This is a genomic window from Corynebacterium sp. H128 (genome assembly GCF_037482625.1).
Classification (GTDB): Bacteria; Actinomycetota; Actinomycetes; order Mycobacteriales; family Mycobacteriaceae; genus Corynebacterium.
The window spans coordinates 204,098-221,009 of sequence record NZ_JBBHKW010000002.1; the positions used below are offsets into that span (position 1 = coordinate 204,098).

Genomic DNA, 16,912 nt, shown 5'->3' on the forward strand with positions numbered 1-16,912 from the left:
GGGAAAATCTGTCCCATCGCTCAGCGACTCTGGAACAGAAACTGCCACTCTTCCAGAATCTAACGCATGCCGAGCTTTGACGTACACGCTGGCCATGCTCCCCAGCCTTGACCCGCCTGTACCTTCTCGGCCACTGCAATTTGCTGCTCACGGGTCGCTAGGTGCGCCTGTGGTGCGTACTCGCCGCCCCCATAAGCTAGCCAAGTAGACGGGGTGAACTGAAGACCGCCGGAGAAACCATTGCCGGTGTTGATAGCCCAATTGCCACCAGCCTCACACTGCGCGAGAGCGTCCCAGACTGAGCCACCAGCCACCGAAGGTGCTGACGGCTTTTCCTTAATGCCACGCTTAACTTTGGCTGGGACCGGTGCCTTAACCTCGGTCTCCTTGATGACCTTCTCGGAAACAACCTTGCCGTTTTCCTTGACGACGCTCTTGGTAACGTCCTTCTTTCCCGGAACGGCAGGAGTTATTTCCTTCTCTTCACCCTTGGCTAATTCTGGATCGTCGATGAACTCCGGCGCTGCTTTGAAATCCTCAACTGCGCTGACTTCATCCATATCGACATGGACAACATTGATTTCTGCATTATGGTCCACAATCTCATCCAGAGCTGGCGTGACTTTATCGTCACCATCCACCGCGATGCCCTTGTCCGCAAGAACGTCAGCGACTGTGGCAGCCGCCACCTGGGTATATGTAACCTGGCCACCATTGTTGAGCTTCAGAATCTTTGGGGTGGTGACATCGACGGTCAGCCCATCGAGTGGGATTTCCTGGTCGGCTGGCAAAGAAATCTTGTCCGCAGCCTTAATGTCTAGCTGCTTGGCCAGTTCGTCGACAGTGAGGGCGGTGGACATCATCTGCTGTGGCTTGCCGTCAATAACCACTGCCACTGGGCGCGCAGAACGGACGGTAATACGGTCCCCATTGTTCAACGCTTGGCCCGGAGTTGGCGCAACCAAATCCTGCGCCTGTACTTTCACACCGGCCTGGTCAAGCGCCCCGGCCACGTCGCCGGAAAAGGTGGCAAGGGTGATCTGCTCACCGTTGATGTCGAGCGTGACATCCTTCTTCATCCCGACGGCGGAGACACCGCCGACAAGCAGAGTTGCCAACATGCCACCGGTTGCCATGCGCAGTGGAATTGAATGTGCGGAGTTCAGCCGGTTAATTCGAGACTTTTGGTGCATACCCACGATTGCTACAACTCAAATCTTAAAACTCGGGAACAGTACAGTGCGACACCCATACAATCGAGCGATCTTCTCAATTGCAGGGATCCAACTTCATGCTTTGTCACGGTACGGTAACAAGTTGTTGAAGTCCAGCACATTTGCGGCCGCGCCCAAATCACGCCAGTGTAAGAAAAACACGCCAAATAACAATTCATCACACACATCACAACCGAGCTGGGGTTTTCCAGAGCTGTGAATTACGTTAAAAATCCCCGAGCTGTTACGCAGGCCACAATCAGACTAAAGGGCTAAGCCATATACTCGGTCAAACGCCGCATTCACCGCAGCGACAACCTCCCGCGGATCTTCTCCCCGGGCTTCAGCCAAACAGTAGGCGGTGTGTCCGACAAAGGCCGGCTCATTGCGAGCCCCTCTGAACGGTTCGGCCGTCATATACGGCGCATCAGTCTCAATGAGGAATTGTCCGGCAGGCGCCAATCGGGCAGCTTCACGAAGCTCGGTATTGCGTTTGAAGGTCACGTTTCCCGCGAAACTCAACACATAGCCTCGATCGAGCGCTTGCTTAGCGACGTCAAGCGGAGAAGAGAAGCAGTGCAAGATGATAGCCACAGGAGTCGGTGAATCCGCGAGCATCCGCATCAGATCAGCATCTGCCTCGCGATTATGAATCATCAGTGCTTTGCCGGAAGATACCGCTAGGTCAATATGCCACCGTAGCGCCTCCTCCTGAGCGGACAACGGCGCGCATTCTTCTGACTTTCCAATCCAATAGCTGTCCAACCCGGTTTCTCCGATAGCTACGCAACGGGGATCGGCCGCCATCTCGGTGAGGCGTTGCTTGGCGACGTCGTCAAGCTCGAGGGCGCGGGTGGGATGGATGGCGCATGCGGCATACACACGCTCATGATGCTGCGCCGCTTGCAGCGCCAGCTCCGCCTCGGCGAGACCGTCTCCAACAGTACAGATCCGGTCCACGCCTGCGGCAACGGCACGGTCCACTATGTCCCGAACTTCGTCCTCAGACACCGCGCCGCAGGAGGCGAGATGGGTGTGGGCATCTACCAGCCCCGGCAGGAATTCGGCGGGTTCTGGAATTGGTCGAGGCTTTTTCTTAGACACGGCACTCCATCCTAGCGACCAGACAACCTACTTCCACATCCCGCAACACCCGAACTGAAAACAACACTATTGTGCGACCGGTGCCCATTCCGGCCCAGTCTGACCCAATTCGGACTCGAGCTTAGCGATGAGCGGTTTAGGCTTAGACAGCTCAGTGCCTGGCACTACCTCAACTCGCTGCCACACAGCTTGCTGCTGGGTGTAGTCGCCAGTAATTACCGGATACGTGCGCCCTGCTTCCGGCAGGTTCACTCCCACTGGGGCTACCGGCATATCATCCTGCACTTCTTCGATCGAAGGAGTAGCCGCCCAAACACCGGTACGTCCCAGCGTCTCATGAACAGACTGCGCAATATGTGGCAGATACGGCGTAAGTAGCGTGTTGCAGTCAGACACCACCTGCAAGGCAGTGTGCAGCACAGTGGCCAGACGCTCACGCTGCGACTCGTCCTTGGCTAGCTTCCACGGCTCCATCTCTGCAATGTATGCATTGGCTTCACCCACCACGTGCATTGCGTGCGTGATACCGGCCTTAAATTTGTTATGCTCCAGCGCCTCGCCGACAATGTCGAAAGCGTCGGATGCCAATTGCAGAATCTGACGATCCGCATCCTTAAGCTCACCCGGCTCTGGCACCGCGCCGAAGTTCTTGTGAGCCATGGACACCGTTCGATTCACCAAGTTGCCCCAACCATTGGCCAACTCGTTGTTCACGCGGCGGACAAATTCGTCCCAGGTGAAATCGGTGTCATTGTTCTCAGGGCCGGCGACGGCGATGAAGTAGCGCAGCGGATCGGGACCGAACTCTTTCAGGAAGTCCTTGACATAGATGACCACGCCCTTAGATGAAGAGAATTTGGAGCCGGACATCGTTAGGTATTCCGAGGAAACTACCTCTGTTGGTAGCTCCAGCGCACCCAATGAGCCCCATTCTCCCCCACGAGCGCCTTCTCCGCGGTAACCGAGCAACTCCGCTGGCCAAATCTGGGAGTGGAAAGTGATGTTGTCCTTGCCCATGAAGTAGAAGGACTGGGCCTCCGAGTTGTTCCACCACTCGCGCCAAGCCTCTGGGTTGCCGGAACGATAGGCCCACTCGATCGAGGCAGAAAGGTAGCCGACAACGGCATCGAACCAGACATACAGCTTCTTAGCGTTATCATCTTGCCAACCATCCAGTGGCACTGGGACGCCCCAGTCAATGTCACGGGTCATCGCACGCGGGCGAATATCCTCGAGCAGGTTGAGCGAGAATTTCAGAACATTCGGGCGCCAATCCTCGCGCCCCTTGAGCCACTCCGCGAGTGCCTCGGCGATTGCGGGCAGGTCAAGAAGGAAGTGCTCGGTTTCGATGAACTTGGGGGATTCGCCGTTAATCTTGGACACCGGATCAATGAGATCGGCGGGATCCAGCTGATTGCCACAGTTATCGCACTGGTCTCCTCGTGCGCCTGCAGCCCCACAAATGGGACAGGTGCCCTCGATGTAGCGGTCTGGGAGCGTACGCCCAGTCGAGGGGCTGATAGCCCCCATCGTGGTCTGCTTGATCATGTATCCGTTGTCATGCAGCCCGCGGAACAACTCTTGCACCACCTGGTAGTGATTACGAGTGGTAGTACGGGTGAACAGATCGTAGGTCAATCCAAGTCCAGCAAGGTCCTCGACGATCTGGCGGTTGTAGCGGTCTGCAAGCTCTTGGACCAGAACGCCTTCCTTTTCCGCTTGCACCAACAGTGGCGTTCCGTGCTCGTCGGTACCGGAAATCATCAGAACATTCGAACCACGCATTCGCTGGAATCGCGCAAAAACGTCAGAAGGAACGCCGAAACCCGCCACATGTCCAATGTGACGGGGTCCGTTGGCGTAGGGCCAGGCAACAGCTACGAGCACAGACTTAGTCATGGGAATTACCTTACTAAGACTGGCTGGCTTGTTGTGAGTTAGGCTCGCGGTGCTTTTCGACGCCCATGGCTGCGCTTGGCGCGCTCCTCCATTTCTCGGTGAATCCGGCCCTCCCGCGCTAGGCGACGCTGGAAGCGCTGGTGTTCCTTTTGCTCAAGGTAGTTCGGATCCTCACTTAGCCCCTTTACCAGGGCAAACATCAGCATTACCAGAATGATCAGGAAGGGGCTCGCCACCACGATTGTGACGTTCTGCAAGTTGGCCAGGGAGTCTTCTCCTCCAGCGAGCAGCATGGTCAAACCAATCACAGCCGTGAGCACACCCCATACGCCGGTGATCCATGGCTTTGCCTCGAGACGGCCATTCTGGCTCATCGAGCCCATGACCGTGGAAGCCGAATCCGCAGAGGTGATAAAGAATACTGCGAGTAACACCATGGCAAGAGCAGAAGTGATCTGTCCTGCCGGCAACTCATGCAGCATGTCAAACAGGATGCGTTTGGAGTCGCCCTCGCCCCAGACAGAACGACCGTCTCGCTCGAAGATCACTGCGGTGCCACCGAAGATGGCAAACCACACTACGGTCACTGCGGAAGGGATCAGCAGCACACCCAGGATGAACTCCCGAATGGTACGGCCACGAGAAATACGGGCGATGAACATGCCAACAAACGGGCTCCAAGACATCCACCACACCCAGTAGAAGATGGTCCATCCGCTGAGCCACTCCCCAGCAGTGCCGTCCGCGGACTCTGCGGTACGTCCCGCCATCTCGGCAAAGTTAGCGAGGTAAGCGCCGACGCTTCCCGGGATGAGGTTAAGGATGGACACGGTTGGCCCAAGTACGAATACGAAAATGGCGAGCAAGGCAGCCAACACCATGTTCGTGTTGGACAGCAGCTGAATACCGCGCCCCACGCCAGACATTGCGGAGAGCAAGAATGCTAGCGTCAGAACCAAAACAATTCCGATGACCGTCTTCTGGCTCGGATTATCGATCAATCCGCTGGCAGACAGGCCGGCGTTGATCTGAGTGGCACCAATGCCCAAGGAACATGCCGTGCCGAAAAGGGTGGAAACGATGGCCAGAATGTCGATGAGCTTCCCCCAGACGCCATCTGCGCCCTTCTTGCCGATGAGCGGTATGAACGCGGAGCTCAGCAACTGCTTATGTCCCATACGGAAAGTGGCATACGCGAGCGCCAGGCCGACGATGGCGTAGAGCGCCCATGGGTGCAAGGTCCAGTGGAACAAGGTAGTGGCAAAGGCTATGTCCACCTCGTGAGACTCGTGCCCAGGGACGCCAGTTCGGTAGAAGGTCAACGGCTCAGTGGCGCCGAAGAACATTAGGCCGATACCCATACCGGCAGCAAACATCATGGCTACCCAGGATGGCGTGCTAAATTCGGGGGCTTCGTCATCGCGCCCCAAGCGGATGGAACCAAATTTGGAAGCCGCGATCACGAGAACAAATGCTACAAAGATGGTGCCGAACAAAATGAACGCCCACCCGAAGTTGGTAACCACAAAATTAAGGCCACCAGTGGCAAAGGAAGCTAGGTTATTGGGCGCAAGTAGGCCCCAGGCGATTGCAAGAATCGCAAAAACAATGGCGGTGAGTGTAACCGGCCAGTTGATTCCTGCCGATTCGTCTTCAAAGGCGTACTCAATGTTTCGGTCGAGGACGGTCGCGTCGTAATCGTCGCCACGCTCGATCATTCCTGCGAGCATTGCGGTCGCGGAACCATCCGCGACTTCAGTGGACTCGGTGCCAGTAGGCTCCGTTGCTTCGACGATTTTAACGTCTTGGTCTTGGGGTCTTTCTGGTGGTGTCATTACTCCAGCTTCTGCGCTTACGCTGCAGATTCTCAAACTGAAACGACGATTTCGCCAGACAGATCAGCCGGTTTTCACCTACTAGTTACTCAATCGTGACCCGTACCTGTGCAGTAGGGGTGTGGTATTGGCTACCATAAATAACAACTCGATAACGATGCAAGCTTGTTTATCTATTTAGCTATCTGCGCAAAACGACCGCGTCATAGATCTCCTTCTTAGAGACCCCATGCTGGGCACTCAAATCTGCGGCGACGGCCTTGACTCTTTCCCCGGCAGCAACTCGTTCCACTGCGATATCAATTAGCTGCTCTAGATCAACTTCGACTTCAGTAGCTCCTTCAATGACCACGCTGATTTCCCCCCGAACGCCTTCGGCTGCCCACTCGGCGAGTTCCGGCAGCGTGCCTCGTTTCACTTCCTCGTAGGTTTTGGTCAACTCCCGGCACACCGCTGCACGACGCTGATCACCAAGCACCTCGGCGGCGTCGAGCAGCGTTTCGGCAATGCGGTGTGGCGACTCAAAGAAGCAGACGGCGCGTTCTTCGGAGCGGAGCTTTTCCAGCCAGGAACGCCGAGCCCCTTGCTTGCGAGGGGCAAAACCGTCAAAGGCGAAACGGCCAACAGGCAGACCGGAGAGCGCTAACGCCGTGGGCACTGCTGACGGCCCAGGAAAACAGGTGATCGGGATGCCCGCATCATGCGCGGCCTCCACCAACGGAAACCCTGGGTCCGACACTGACGGCATGCCTGCATCCGTGACCACGAGGACTGTCCCAGCACGTGCATGAGCGATTAATTGCTCAATACGACTGACTTCATTGTGGTCAAAATTGGAAACAATTTGGCCAGTTATTTCTACTTCGAGCGCTGCAGCAAGGTTGCGCGTACGCCGGGTGTCCTCAGCCGCGATTAGCGTCGCCTCGCCCAGAGCTTGCACGAGCCGCGGTGACGCATCACGAGCATTTCCGAGTGGGGTTGCGGCGATGATAATCCCGTGTGGCAGGGCTGAACGTGGTTCCATAATTCCCAAGCATTGCACAAACTGCGGTGACTTTACTTAATATGAAGTTCGTGGCCCAACTAGTAGATGACGCACACTCCCCTGTTGCAGCGCACCCCGTGTCGCACAATCCGCGCGCGCTATCAGTGGCGGAACCCCTAAAACAGCCCTGGACAACACTGGATTTTCTGGTTTATGCCACGGTTGGACTCCTTGCTTTCATCTCCCGGTTTTGGGCTCTGAGCCAAGCTACAGATAATGGCACCCCAGTGTTCGATGAGAAGCACTACGCTCCCCAAGCCTGGGACATCGTGACTTCGACAGCCAACCCGATCATCGGTGGCATCGAGTCAAATCCTGCCTACGGATTAGTAGTGCATCCGCCGCTGGCCAAACAGCTGCTAGCCTTCGGCGAAATGCTTTTCGGCTACACCCCTATGGGGTGGCGAGTAATGACGGCACTATTTTCCACCGCTACGGTCCTGCTCATCGTTGCTATCACCCGTCGATTGAGCCGATCCACTGTGGTTGCAGCGTTCGCCGGCATCATCGCGCTTTGCGACGGAGTCCTCCTCGTCGCCGGTCGCTTCGGCATGCTTGACATCTTTCTGACATTTTTCGTGGTGGCGGCCGCCTACTTTTTAACCCGGGACCACATTCAAATGCGGGAGCGGATGTATCGCGGCTATATAGCCGGGCTAACGCACCTGAGCGTTTTCGGGCCGCGTTTTGGCTTCCGTTGGTGGCGGTTCGCCGCAGGCGTCAGCCTGGGCCTAGCGCTTGCCGTTAAGTGGTCCGGCCTGTACTACATGGCATTTTTTGGCGCACTTGCGGTAGCTATGGACTATTCGATTCGGCGACTATACCGCGTGGATAGGCCCTTCTTAGGCACGCTCTTAAGAGATTGCCTCCCGGCCTTCGCGAGCATCGTGATTCTTCCGATACTGCTCTATACCTGGTCCTGGCGCGCTTGGTTTGCAAACGAAACTTCGGTGTACCGCCACGCTAAAGAAACCGGCACTTTGCCAGCTGAAAAGTTGTATTACGATTTACCCGATTCCCTTGCGAATTGGTTCTACTACCACGATTCCGTGCTGAAATTCCACGCCTCCCTGACCAGCTCCAGCGGGCATTCCCATCCCTGGGATTCCAAGCCATGGTCATGGCTAGTTGCTGCTCGCCCGGTCCTCTATTACTCCGAAACTGGTCAAACGTGTGATGGCTTGGCTCAATGTCGCCGCATGATTTATCTGTTCGGCACTCCACCCATTTGGTGGCTCACTGTCCCGGTAGTCCTGTGGGCACTCTGGTGCGTCATCATTTTGAAGGATCGTCGCTATGCAATCCCATTGCTCGCCTTCGCAGCTGGATTTATCCCGTGGGTGCTGACCTATGACCGACAAATGTACTTCTTCTACGCCATCCCGCTGGCACCGTTCATCATCATCATGCTGGCGCTCACGCTCGGTCTAATCGCAGGGTTCGCGCGTCCCATTCGGATTCCAGGTTTTAGCGGACCGGTGCGGGCAGGAAGCCTCATTGTCATCAGCTACCTCGCCTTAGTTATCATCGCGTTTTTCTACTTCAGCCCGATTTTCTACGGCACACTCATTACAGATCAGCACTATCAGAGCATGATGTGGCTGCGCAGCTGGAAGTAATCTCAGCTTTCAGTGAGCGGGTTAGCAGAAAGGGACCGCAAGAGCCGTGGCACGGTCCCTTCTTGCATTGTCTTGATCCAGGCGACCAACACGAGCGCCGCAGTTGCCAGCAACAGGACCAAACCGCCCAGATCTCCCGCGGTGGCAAATCCGAGCACCATGTCACGCACCCCGAAGCCTAGGCTGAAGGTGAACAATGCCCCAAAGACAGGGAAAAGGCCGCCGCTGGCCTGCGGGCGCCATGCAGCGAAAAAAAGACCGAAAGCCATGGCGAAACGAAACGCTGCGGCATCAAAGAGTAGTCCAGCGAGCAGCGGGTCATCAGTTGCCACCAGAGTGCCAGCAGGTAGCCCAGAAGTTGGCAGGGCGGCAACATTAGTCAGCAGTGCTATGGCCCACGCTACGTACACTGAGCCGAACAGGACTAGCAGCATCCGCACCAGCGCGTCGCTGAGGACGAAGCGGGCCACTTGTTTACGGCGTTCAGGTTCGAGGCCCTCCAAAATGCTGGCAGACAAATCCGGTGCCTCCAGATCCGTATCAGCACCCACGTCTTGAAAAGCAAGCACTCGATTGAGAGCTGCTGCTTTGTCGTAATATCGCTGGCATTCTCTACACCCCGATAAATGTGCGTCCAGAATGTCATCCGGCACGCCCGAATCCTCACCGTCCAGGCGCGCGGACAGGGCAGCCTGTACTTGAGCACAGTTGAGCATCAGGACAACGCCCCATCAATGCTGGCACGACCGGAGCCAAAGACCACCACTATCAAGAGTGACACCACCAAAACTGCCACGTACTCGATGCCGCCTTGGCTGATCAAGATACCGTTCTCCAGGTGCACAAAGTACAGCGCAGCGGCCATAAATAACGCCAGCACGCCGGCAACGAGGGTAGTCAGCAGACCTACCACCAACATCGCGCCACCAATGAGTTCCACCCCTGCCACTAGATATGCAGAGGTCTTAGCTTGCGGAATGCCCCAGGCGCTAAACTGACCGGTCGTTTCTACTATGCCGGTGAGGAAGAATTTGTCCCAACCGTGTGCGATGAACACAAAACCTAGGGTTGCGCGCAGCAGGAACAAGGTGATGTCTCTGACAACGGGTTTATCCATGGCAAATAGATTACCCCGCCGGCCTGGATACTAGCTCACCCGGCGAGGCTGCCGAGTAAATTCCACTGGTTCTTCAAGGTCGAACTGAGCGGTAGCGACAGGCAAGTCCATGAAATCAGGGCTCTCATCGTCAAGCTCAAGAACCACTGCACCGGGGCGACGCAACCGCGCCGGGACACCAAGTTCGGCGCCTTCGACTGTGCGTACACCCAAACGAGCGCGGCGCATATGCTGGATACGACGGGCACGTAGTGCCCGCTCCTGCTGTACCTGCTGGCGCAGGACCACGAGGTATCCGACGGTCAGCATTAAAACAACAACCGGCAGCAGCCACAAGAATCCGCGGAATACAGCTGCCAGGATCACGCTAACTACCGCAAAACCCACGAGCGCAAGCAAGGTACGCTGACGACGCTGGAAGCGATTAGAAGTTGCTAGTGCATCTGCTTCCGGGTCATATCCACCACGACCACGCCGCTTGGCAGCGAATTCGAGATCTTCTTCGCTGAGCTCATCCACTGGTACGGAGTCGGCCGCCACGTCAGGTTCGATCTCATCAAATTCGCCAGTTTCACCGTAGTCCGCGCTCTCATGCAGGTAGTCGGCTGGGGAAACATAGGCATCGTCGTAGGGGTATGCGTCTTCGTACTCGTAGTCATAGTCGTCGACAAGCTCAAAGTCCTCGTCGATTTCCAGGTCTGCTGCCGCTGCGCTGGGCTCTGCTTCCGGAAGCTCAGCTACCACCGAGCCATCGACGACAGCGAAAGAGTCGATGCGCTCAGCGTCATCCGAGTTATTGCGTCGAACCCGACGCGAAAACGCCTGCCCGAAACGATCGCCTAGTCCACGGCCAGGTTCACTGTCTGGATCCTCGACGAGAACGTCGTCGACTTCAACAAGCTCAAAGTCCTCATCTTCCGAGGTGACATGCACATCAGAAGTAGACACGCGGGGCTTAAGTCGACGCGGGGCGATATCATCACCGCCCGAATGGATCAGGCGTGTTTCTTCAAACGCCTCGTTGGTGTGGCGAATGGGCTTACGGCCCCGCAACGCGATGGGTGCCAGCACAAACAGCCATACCACCACGATCAGAACGATGGGAAGAGTTCCGGACACGCGGAGAGCACCCTGCCTTTCCTAATGTTTAAGCTTCGCGGTATTCTTCCTCCCGAGATTATCCAGCGAACTGCACTTCTCAGCAGCGCCACGCCGAAACAAGAGGCGAAGAAATCACTGAATTGCGCCGCGCTGCCGCAGCCGCTCTACAGCGCCGGTTGCGAAATCATCCTCGAGCAGCGCCATGTAGACGTGGTCTTGCCAATCGCCGTCGATATGCAGGCTGCGCCGCAGCACTCCCTCTTGTTGAAAGCCATTGGCCGCCAGTACCGCGCCGGACGCAGGGTTGTTGGGAAGATAAGTCGCCGTTAGGCGATGCAGACCGACGCTCTCAAATGCAAGGTCAATCCCCAACGCAACCGCCGCTTTAGCGACGCCTCGGCCACTGACCTCCTGATCTACCCAGTATCCGATCCAAGCTTCCGACACGGCACCGCGTTGAATATTGCCGAGGGTGAGCTGACCTACAAATTGACCAGCTAGCTCAATGACGAGTGGCACCAAGTTCCCTTGGTTGGCGGAACTTCTCAGGTAGCCAAACGTCAATCGCCATGCTTCCGAGGAGTGCGCGTCCTCCCAAGTTCCAAGGACGGTCGGCTCTACCGGCTGCAACACGGGCTGATTTGCCAAACGCAGTGAGCGCCACGACGCGCCATCTCGTCGCATGATCGGGCGAAGCAGCAACTCTTCACCGTCATTAAGCCGAACTGGTTGGCTTTGTTCTGGCCAGCCGGGGTGGCGATGATGACGCGCAACACCTGCACCTGCAACCTTGAAATTGCGTCCGAACTGCAGTGGGCCCACTAGCTGCCCTGTGCCAAGAACAACACGTCCACCACATCTCCGGGACGCACTTCAGCTACTGCCTCCGGAATGCGGATCAGCGCATTGGCTTCTGACATACCGGCCAGGAGGTGCGCAGGGGCTCCCGTTGCGCCGCCCAGCCCCTCGACGAGGTAGTCCTGGGTCTCGGAATCTCGCATGAGACGAGCGCGCACGTAGCCGCGACGTCCTTCCTTTGAGGCAATCGGAGCGAGCGCACGGGCTCGCACGTGACGACGCCGAGTAGAGTTCTTCCCCAACGCTGCCCGAATGCAGGGGCGCACGAAAATTTCAAAGCTCACCAGGGCTGCTACCGGATTACTCGGCAGCAGGAATGTAGGGATGCGAGCGTCCCCCAACAAGCCGAATCCCTGCACCGAGCCCGGATGCATAGCAACTCGGGTGATATCGAGTTCCCCCAACTCCCCCAGCAAGTCACGAGCGCGTGTAGAGGCAGCTCCGCCAACTGCGCCGGAGATCACCACTAACTCGCTGCGCATCAGCTGACCTTCAATGATCTCGCGCAGGCGTCGCGGTTCACCAGCGGCCACGCCGACTCGGTGTACTTCAGCTCCTGCTTCTCGTGCTGCTGCCGCGAGCGCGTAGGAATTGACATCGTAGACCTGCCCAAGCCCTGGTTCGCGGTCAATATCCACCAGCTCAGGGCCGATGGAGACGATGGAAATCCGCGGGCGTGGATAGACCAGCACTTTGTTTCTGCCGACGGCGGCCAACAATCCAATGTGGGCTGCTCCCAGTACGGAACCAGGGGTGACAGCAACATCGCCAGGTTGGATATCATCCCCGACTCTGCGGACAAACTCGCCGGACTTCACCGGGCGATGTGCCACTACGCGCTTAACACCGCGGTCAGACCATTCCAATGGCAGCACGGCGTCAGCAAGCGTGGGCAACGGCGCACCGGTGTGGACCCGCACAGCTTGCTTTGGCTGCAAACGCAAGGGTTGCTGCGAGCCAGCGGCGACCTCGCCCACCACCGGCAAGGACTTCTCGTTCACGGGCGCAGGCTGTACTTCTACAGTCGGGTTCCGGTTGGTCAGCGCACGGGCACCGCCCACGTCGACGGCACGCACAGCGTAGCCGTCGATAGCAGCTTGCGGGAAACCAGGAAGCGCACGGGTGGCTTGTACTTCCTCTGCGCACATCAGCCCCAGGGCTTCTGCGATCGCGATTCGGACCGGCTGAGGTGTGATCACTGCGTCAGTGACCATTGCAAGTTGCTGTTCTACAGAGCGCACGCGCGTGGTTCCCCTTTCGTGCGTTGAGGCTTTGCGGGGAGCTATCCCTCGTTAAGCAGTTCGGTGATGTAGTGACGCAGTCCCTTGCCATATGTAGGGTGCTTCAAACCAAAGTCTACGCAAGCCCGGATGTAACCACCCGGATTGCCGAGATCATGGCGCACGCCGTCATGAACCAGAATATGAACTGGGTGCCCTTCTAGGATCAGCATCTCGATGGCGTCGGTAAGCTGCAGCTCCCCACCCTTACCAGGCGTAATACGCTTGAGAGCGGCGAAGATTTCCCGGTCAAGCAAGTAGCGACCAGTGGCAACAAAGTTGGATGGCGCGTCTTCAACATCAGGTTTTTCCACCATGCCACGGACTTTTTTAACCTTCATATCGGCACAGTCTTCGGCGCATTCTTCCACGTCGAACACGCCATAGTTACAAACATCTTCACGCGGGACCTCGACAGCGCACAGGACACTGCCACCGAACTTTGCCCGCACCTCGGCCATCTTTTCCATGGCACCCATGGGCAGCACGAGGTCATCAGGCAGCATGACTGCGACTACGTCTTCGTCATCATCTAGGACCGACTCGGCGAGACCAACGGCATGCCCCAGCCCAAGAGGATGTTCCTGCTGTACTGCCACAGCCTTGATGAGTTCAGGGGCGCGTCGTACCTTGCCCAGCTGATCCATCTTGCCGCGTTCTTCCAGGGTGGCCTCAAGCTCCGGGTGCGCGTCAAAGTGTGCGAGCACGCCTTGCTTCTTCGGGGCAGTGATGATGGCAAGCCGGGAGGCCCCGAGGTTGGCAGCCTCTTCGGCAATCATTTCGATGCCCGGCGTATCCACGACCGGGAGCAACTCCTTTGGCACTGTCTTAGTAGCAGGCAGGAAACGGGTGCCCATACCCGCTGCAGGAACGATCACTGTCTTCACTGCATGCTTGTGCTCGTCGATAGGGAAGTTCATAAGTGATCAGGATACCCGGCGACTCCCCCGCCCCAGGGAGCGACTCGACATACATGTTCGCTAGTGTGACCCTTATGACTACCGCAGCCGAGAAATCTGCACTTCGCACCGCGCTTTTCGACGCCCGCAACCTGCTCTCCGCGGCAACCAAAGCCGACCTCGACGCGGGATTGCGCAAACAATTGTCGCAGCTCATCGACGAATTCCAGCCACGGCGCATCGCAGCTTACAATCCGCTCCCCACCGAACCCGGGGGCGCTGACCTCGTTGGTTTCCTCCGCAACCGCGGTTTAGAGGTGATCGTGCCGATCAGCAATCCGGATCGCACTATGTCATGGATCTTGGTGCGCGAGGAAACCAAATTCAAGCCCGGCGCTTTTGGCATCGCCGAGCCAGTTGGCACACACATCGCCGGCGACCCGCTAAGCCAGTGCGACTTGGTGCTCGTACCTGCGTTGGCGGCCACCCCTGCGGGCTTTCGACTCGGAAAGGGCGGCGGCTACTACGACCGCGCGCTTGCATCCCAGCAGGAAGCAACCACCATTGCCTTGGTTTACGATTCCGAGGTCTTACCCGAAATACCGACCCAGCCGCACGACCACCCCACCAGCATCGTTCTTACCCCCACCCGCATCTTCCGCAATTAATGCAACCTTTTAATGCCGGATTGCAGTCTATTTAGGTATGGACTCAAAACTATCCAGCTTTCATGACCGAATCCCGACTATCCTCCGAACACCTGGCTGGCGACGCAGCTGGCTGCTACGACGAGCGCTAGCTTTCGCCCTGATATTCCTCGCTGCAGGAAGCTTTCTGCATGATCAACTAGCGGCACAATCCCACTATGTAGTCGCACGGACTGACATCCGCCCGGGCACCATACTCACCGCGGAGCATATCCAAACTGCTGCTTTCCCTAATACCCTTCGCGTTGCCAATCCAGTACCAACCACGGAGGATGCCATTGGCAAGGTGGCCGCAGCGCCACTAACATCTGGCGATATTCTCACCGAGCGCTCAATACTTGGAACAGAGCTTGCACGTGCCTTTACCGGCACCGGAAGCAGCTTGGTTCCAGTGAGGCTTGCTGACCCCGCAGCAGCCGAGCTGGCAGTACGCGGGGCGCAAGTATCCATTGTGACCCAGACAGACACGGGTGCGTCACAAGTGATCGCCGAGAACGCTCGAGTTGTCTTTGGAACGGCGAAGGCATCCGATAGTACTGAGGCAGGAACCGTACTGCTTGCGATGGCAGAGGCACAAGCCCAACAAGTGGCCGCTGCCGCCCTTAGTCAACCCATGACCATCGTCATGGCAGGGACGCGAGCAGGTTCAAATCCTGCAATGTGACTTCCCGCACAGTGTTGAAGCAGCTGACCCAATCTAACATTTTATTCTTGAATTTTTGTTTACATCTCCACATGGGGATTGGCTACAGTACAACTGTCGCGCGTTGTTAGGTACATGGCCCTAACATGTGCAATGTTCATTTACCCCAACAAAACTAGGAGTTCACATGCTTAAGGGATTCAGAGATTTCATTCTCCGTGGCAACGTTATTGATCTGGCAGTCGCCGTGGTTATCGGTGGTGCTTTCACCGCTATCGTCACCGCATTTTCCAATAACTTGATCAACCCGATGATTGCATCTATCGGTGGCGCGGAAGTCAACGGGCTCGGCTTCCAGCTCATTAATGGCAACGACGCTACGTTCCTTGACTTCGGCGCTGTGATCACCGCTGCACTGAACTTCATCATCATCGCGGCCGTCGTTTACTTCGTGCTCGTTGCTCCGATGAACAAGATCAAGCAAATCCAGGCTGCCCGCAAGAACGTTGATGAAGACGAAGAGAGCCCAGCTTCCATCGAAGCTGAGCTCCTCGAAGAGATCCGCGATCTGCTCAAGGCCCGCAACGCTTAGTGATTAGCTAAATCTAAACTGCCCTGAATGCGAGCGCATTCAGGGCAGTTTTTTTGTAGTGCAGTAAGACGGCAAGCTATTGGCCGAAGTGAGGTGGCCGTTGCTGCTGCCAAAACTCTTCATCCAAGGCCCCAGTTTCGTCTTCGTCAGTAGGCCCCTCATCGAGGATGACAACGAAGTCATCAGCCTGCTTCGGATCCTTCGGATCTACTGCCTCACCGGAGCCAGTGAAAACCGCTGCGGCCTCTGCGGAGTCCCACGTTCGATCGATATTCTCGGCATCGGTAGGACGCTGAATGCGTCGACGTGCCGGGCGCTGCGGGCCAGTCATGTTAATCAACCGAGACAGTCTGCAGCTGGTCAATGACAAAGTGCACCAGCGGACCAAGGGTCGCCATGCCATCTCGAATCGCCGCGCGAGAAGCAGCCATATTGACAATGACAGTGGAGCCGGATACACCCGCAACACCACGGGAGGTACAAGCATCAACTGCTCCACAAGCCAAGCCAGAGGATCGCAAAGACTGCGAGATTCCAGGAAGAAGCTGATCTAGGACAGCGCGAGTGGCATCCGGGGTCTTATCCCGTGGCCCGACTCCGACGCCCCCCACCGTCAGCACTAGATCCACGCCACCAACGACGGCTGTTTCAATAACTTGCCGAATCGCGGATTTCTTGGCGCGCACTTCCACCACAGCATCGACAGCAAAACCGTCTTCTGCCAGCAGCTCAGTGACCAAGCGGTCCGCATCATGTCCGGCGGGCAGCGCATGATCGGCTACCAACACGACTAATGCGCGTCGCATAGCCTTCCTGGAGGACTCCTCCTTTTCGGTCGCAATGAGAAAATCAGGATCCGGCTCATCAAGGCCGTCGAGCAATCCGGAATTTCTTCCGCCCCGCGCCAATACCTCTCGTTCGATCAAGTCGTTGGGGTATTCCGCCGAGGATGCGGGGTCTAGGGTGGTGTCCATATCTCCTGAAGTTTCCCTACTTTGG

At 57.0% G+C, this 16,912-nt stretch carries 17 protein-coding genes; 4 read left to right on the forward strand and 13 right to left on the reverse strand.

Translation table 11 applies throughout. The annotated features are described in order from the left end of the window. Positions 1 to 59: 59 nt before the first annotated feature. From WG915_RS02885 to rsmI, 5 genes are all read right to left on the reverse strand, one after another. Positions 60 to 1,199 carry a transglycosylase family protein gene (locus tag WG915_RS02885; RefSeq protein ID WP_339563858.1) on the reverse strand — a complete coding sequence of 380 codons (1,140 nt, stop codon included), beginning with the start codon at positions 1,197 to 1,199 and terminating at the stop codon, positions 60 to 62. A 279-nt stretch (positions 1,200 to 1,478) separates the two neighbouring features. Further along, positions 1,479 to 2,318 carry a TatD family hydrolase gene (locus WG915_RS02890; RefSeq protein ID WP_339563859.1) on the reverse strand — a complete coding sequence of 280 codons (840 nt, stop codon included), beginning with the start codon at positions 2,316 to 2,318 and terminating at the stop codon, positions 1,479 to 1,481. A 66-nt stretch (positions 2,319 to 2,384) separates the two neighbouring features. Beyond that, positions 2,385 to 4,217 carry a methionine--tRNA ligase gene (gene metG / locus WG915_RS02895; RefSeq protein ID WP_339563860.1) on the reverse strand — a complete coding sequence of 611 codons (1,833 nt, stop codon included), beginning with the start codon at positions 4,215 to 4,217 and terminating at the stop codon, positions 2,385 to 2,387. Positions 4,218 to 4,255: 38 nt separating this feature from the next. Continuing rightward, positions 4,256 to 6,052, reverse strand: a complete 1,797-nt coding sequence (locus WG915_RS02900; protein WP_445227767.1) for a BCCT family transporter — start codon at positions 6,050 to 6,052, stop codon at positions 4,256 to 4,258. 181 nt (positions 6,053 to 6,233) lie between these two features. Then, on the reverse strand, positions 6,234 to 7,076 hold the full coding sequence (gene rsmI / locus WG915_RS02905) for a 16S rRNA (cytidine(1402)-2'-O)-methyltransferase (RefSeq protein WP_339563861.1): 843 nt from the start codon (positions 7,074 to 7,076) through the stop codon (positions 6,234 to 6,236). Positions 7,077 to 7,117: 41 nt separating this feature from the next. Between rsmI and WG915_RS02910 the strand changes: the two genes are divergently transcribed. Beyond that, complete coding sequence (locus WG915_RS02910) at positions 7,118 to 8,716, forward strand: dolichyl-phosphate-mannose--protein mannosyltransferase (RefSeq protein ID WP_445227768.1); 1,599 nt, start codon at positions 7,118 to 7,120, stop codon at positions 8,714 to 8,716. Between the two features lie 2 nt (positions 8,717 to 8,718). Here the strand turns inward: WG915_RS02910 and WG915_RS02915 are convergent, their stop codons facing one another. From WG915_RS02915 to WG915_RS02940, 6 genes are all read right to left on the reverse strand, one after another. After that, on the reverse strand, positions 8,719 to 9,432 hold the full coding sequence (locus WG915_RS02915) for a zf-HC2 domain-containing protein (RefSeq protein ID WP_339563862.1): 714 nt from the start codon (positions 9,430 to 9,432) through the stop codon (positions 8,719 to 8,721). Continuing rightward, positions 9,432 to 9,833 carry a DoxX family protein gene (locus WG915_RS02920; protein WP_339563863.1) on the reverse strand — a complete coding sequence of 134 codons (402 nt, stop codon included), beginning with the start codon at positions 9,831 to 9,833 and terminating at the stop codon, positions 9,432 to 9,434. The genes WG915_RS02915 and WG915_RS02920 overlap by 1 nt, the downstream gene beginning before the upstream one ends. Positions 9,834 to 9,863: 30 nt before the next feature. Continuing rightward, positions 9,864 to 10,952, reverse strand: a complete 1,089-nt coding sequence (gene sepX / locus WG915_RS02925; protein ID WP_339563864.1) for a divisome protein SepX/GlpR — start codon at positions 10,950 to 10,952, stop codon at positions 9,864 to 9,866. 114 nt (positions 10,953 to 11,066) lie between these two features. Further along, positions 11,067 to 11,756, reverse strand: a complete 690-nt coding sequence (locus WG915_RS02930) for a GNAT family N-acetyltransferase (protein WP_339563865.1) — start codon at positions 11,754 to 11,756, stop codon at positions 11,067 to 11,069. After that, entirely contained in the window at positions 11,756 to 13,033 is a 1,278-nt protein-coding gene (gene glp / locus WG915_RS02935; RefSeq protein WP_339563866.1) for a molybdotransferase-like divisome protein Glp, read from the reverse strand. The genes WG915_RS02930 and glp overlap by 1 nt, the downstream gene beginning before the upstream one ends. 41 nt (positions 13,034 to 13,074) lie before the next feature. Beyond that, positions 13,075 to 13,992, reverse strand: coding sequence for a UTP--glucose-1-phosphate uridylyltransferase (locus tag WG915_RS02940; RefSeq protein ID WP_339563867.1), 918 nt, complete (start codon positions 13,990 to 13,992; stop codon positions 13,075 to 13,077). A gap of 74 nt (positions 13,993 to 14,066) precedes the next feature. Between WG915_RS02940 and WG915_RS02945 the strand changes: the two genes are divergently transcribed. The 3 genes from WG915_RS02945 (at position 14,067) to mscL (ending at position 15,913) form a co-directional block, all read left to right on the forward strand. Further along, a complete protein-coding gene (locus tag WG915_RS02945; RefSeq protein ID WP_339563868.1) occupies positions 14,067 to 14,639 on the forward strand; it encodes a 5-formyltetrahydrofolate cyclo-ligase in 573 nt (190 codons plus the stop codon). A 37-nt stretch (positions 14,640 to 14,676) separates the two neighbouring features. After that, the gene (locus WG915_RS02950; protein ID WP_339563869.1) at positions 14,677 to 15,342 is read left to right on the forward strand and encodes an SAF domain-containing protein; all 666 of its coding nucleotides are present in this window, start codon (positions 14,677 to 14,679) and stop codon (positions 15,340 to 15,342) included. 166 nt (positions 15,343 to 15,508) lie between these two features. Continuing rightward, positions 15,509 to 15,913: a large conductance mechanosensitive channel protein MscL gene (gene mscL, locus WG915_RS02955; protein ID WP_339563870.1), complete on the forward strand. Its 405-nt coding sequence runs from the start codon at positions 15,509 to 15,511 to the stop codon at positions 15,911 to 15,913. Between the two features lie 76 nt (positions 15,914 to 15,989). On the opposite strand, the gene WG915_RS02960 is transcribed toward mscL, so the two are convergent. Together WG915_RS02960 and WG915_RS02965 are read right to left on the reverse strand one after the other, a co-directional pair. Beyond that, positions 15,990 to 16,244 carry a hypothetical protein gene (locus WG915_RS02960; protein ID WP_339563871.1) on the reverse strand — a complete coding sequence of 85 codons (255 nt, stop codon included), beginning with the start codon at positions 16,242 to 16,244 and terminating at the stop codon, positions 15,990 to 15,992. A gap of 1 nt (position 16,245) precedes the next feature. Beyond that, positions 16,246 to 16,887, reverse strand: a complete 642-nt coding sequence (locus tag WG915_RS02965; RefSeq protein WP_339563872.1) for a MogA/MoaB family molybdenum cofactor biosynthesis protein — start codon at positions 16,885 to 16,887, stop codon at positions 16,246 to 16,248. Between the last annotated feature and the right edge of the window lie 25 nt (positions 16,888 to 16,912).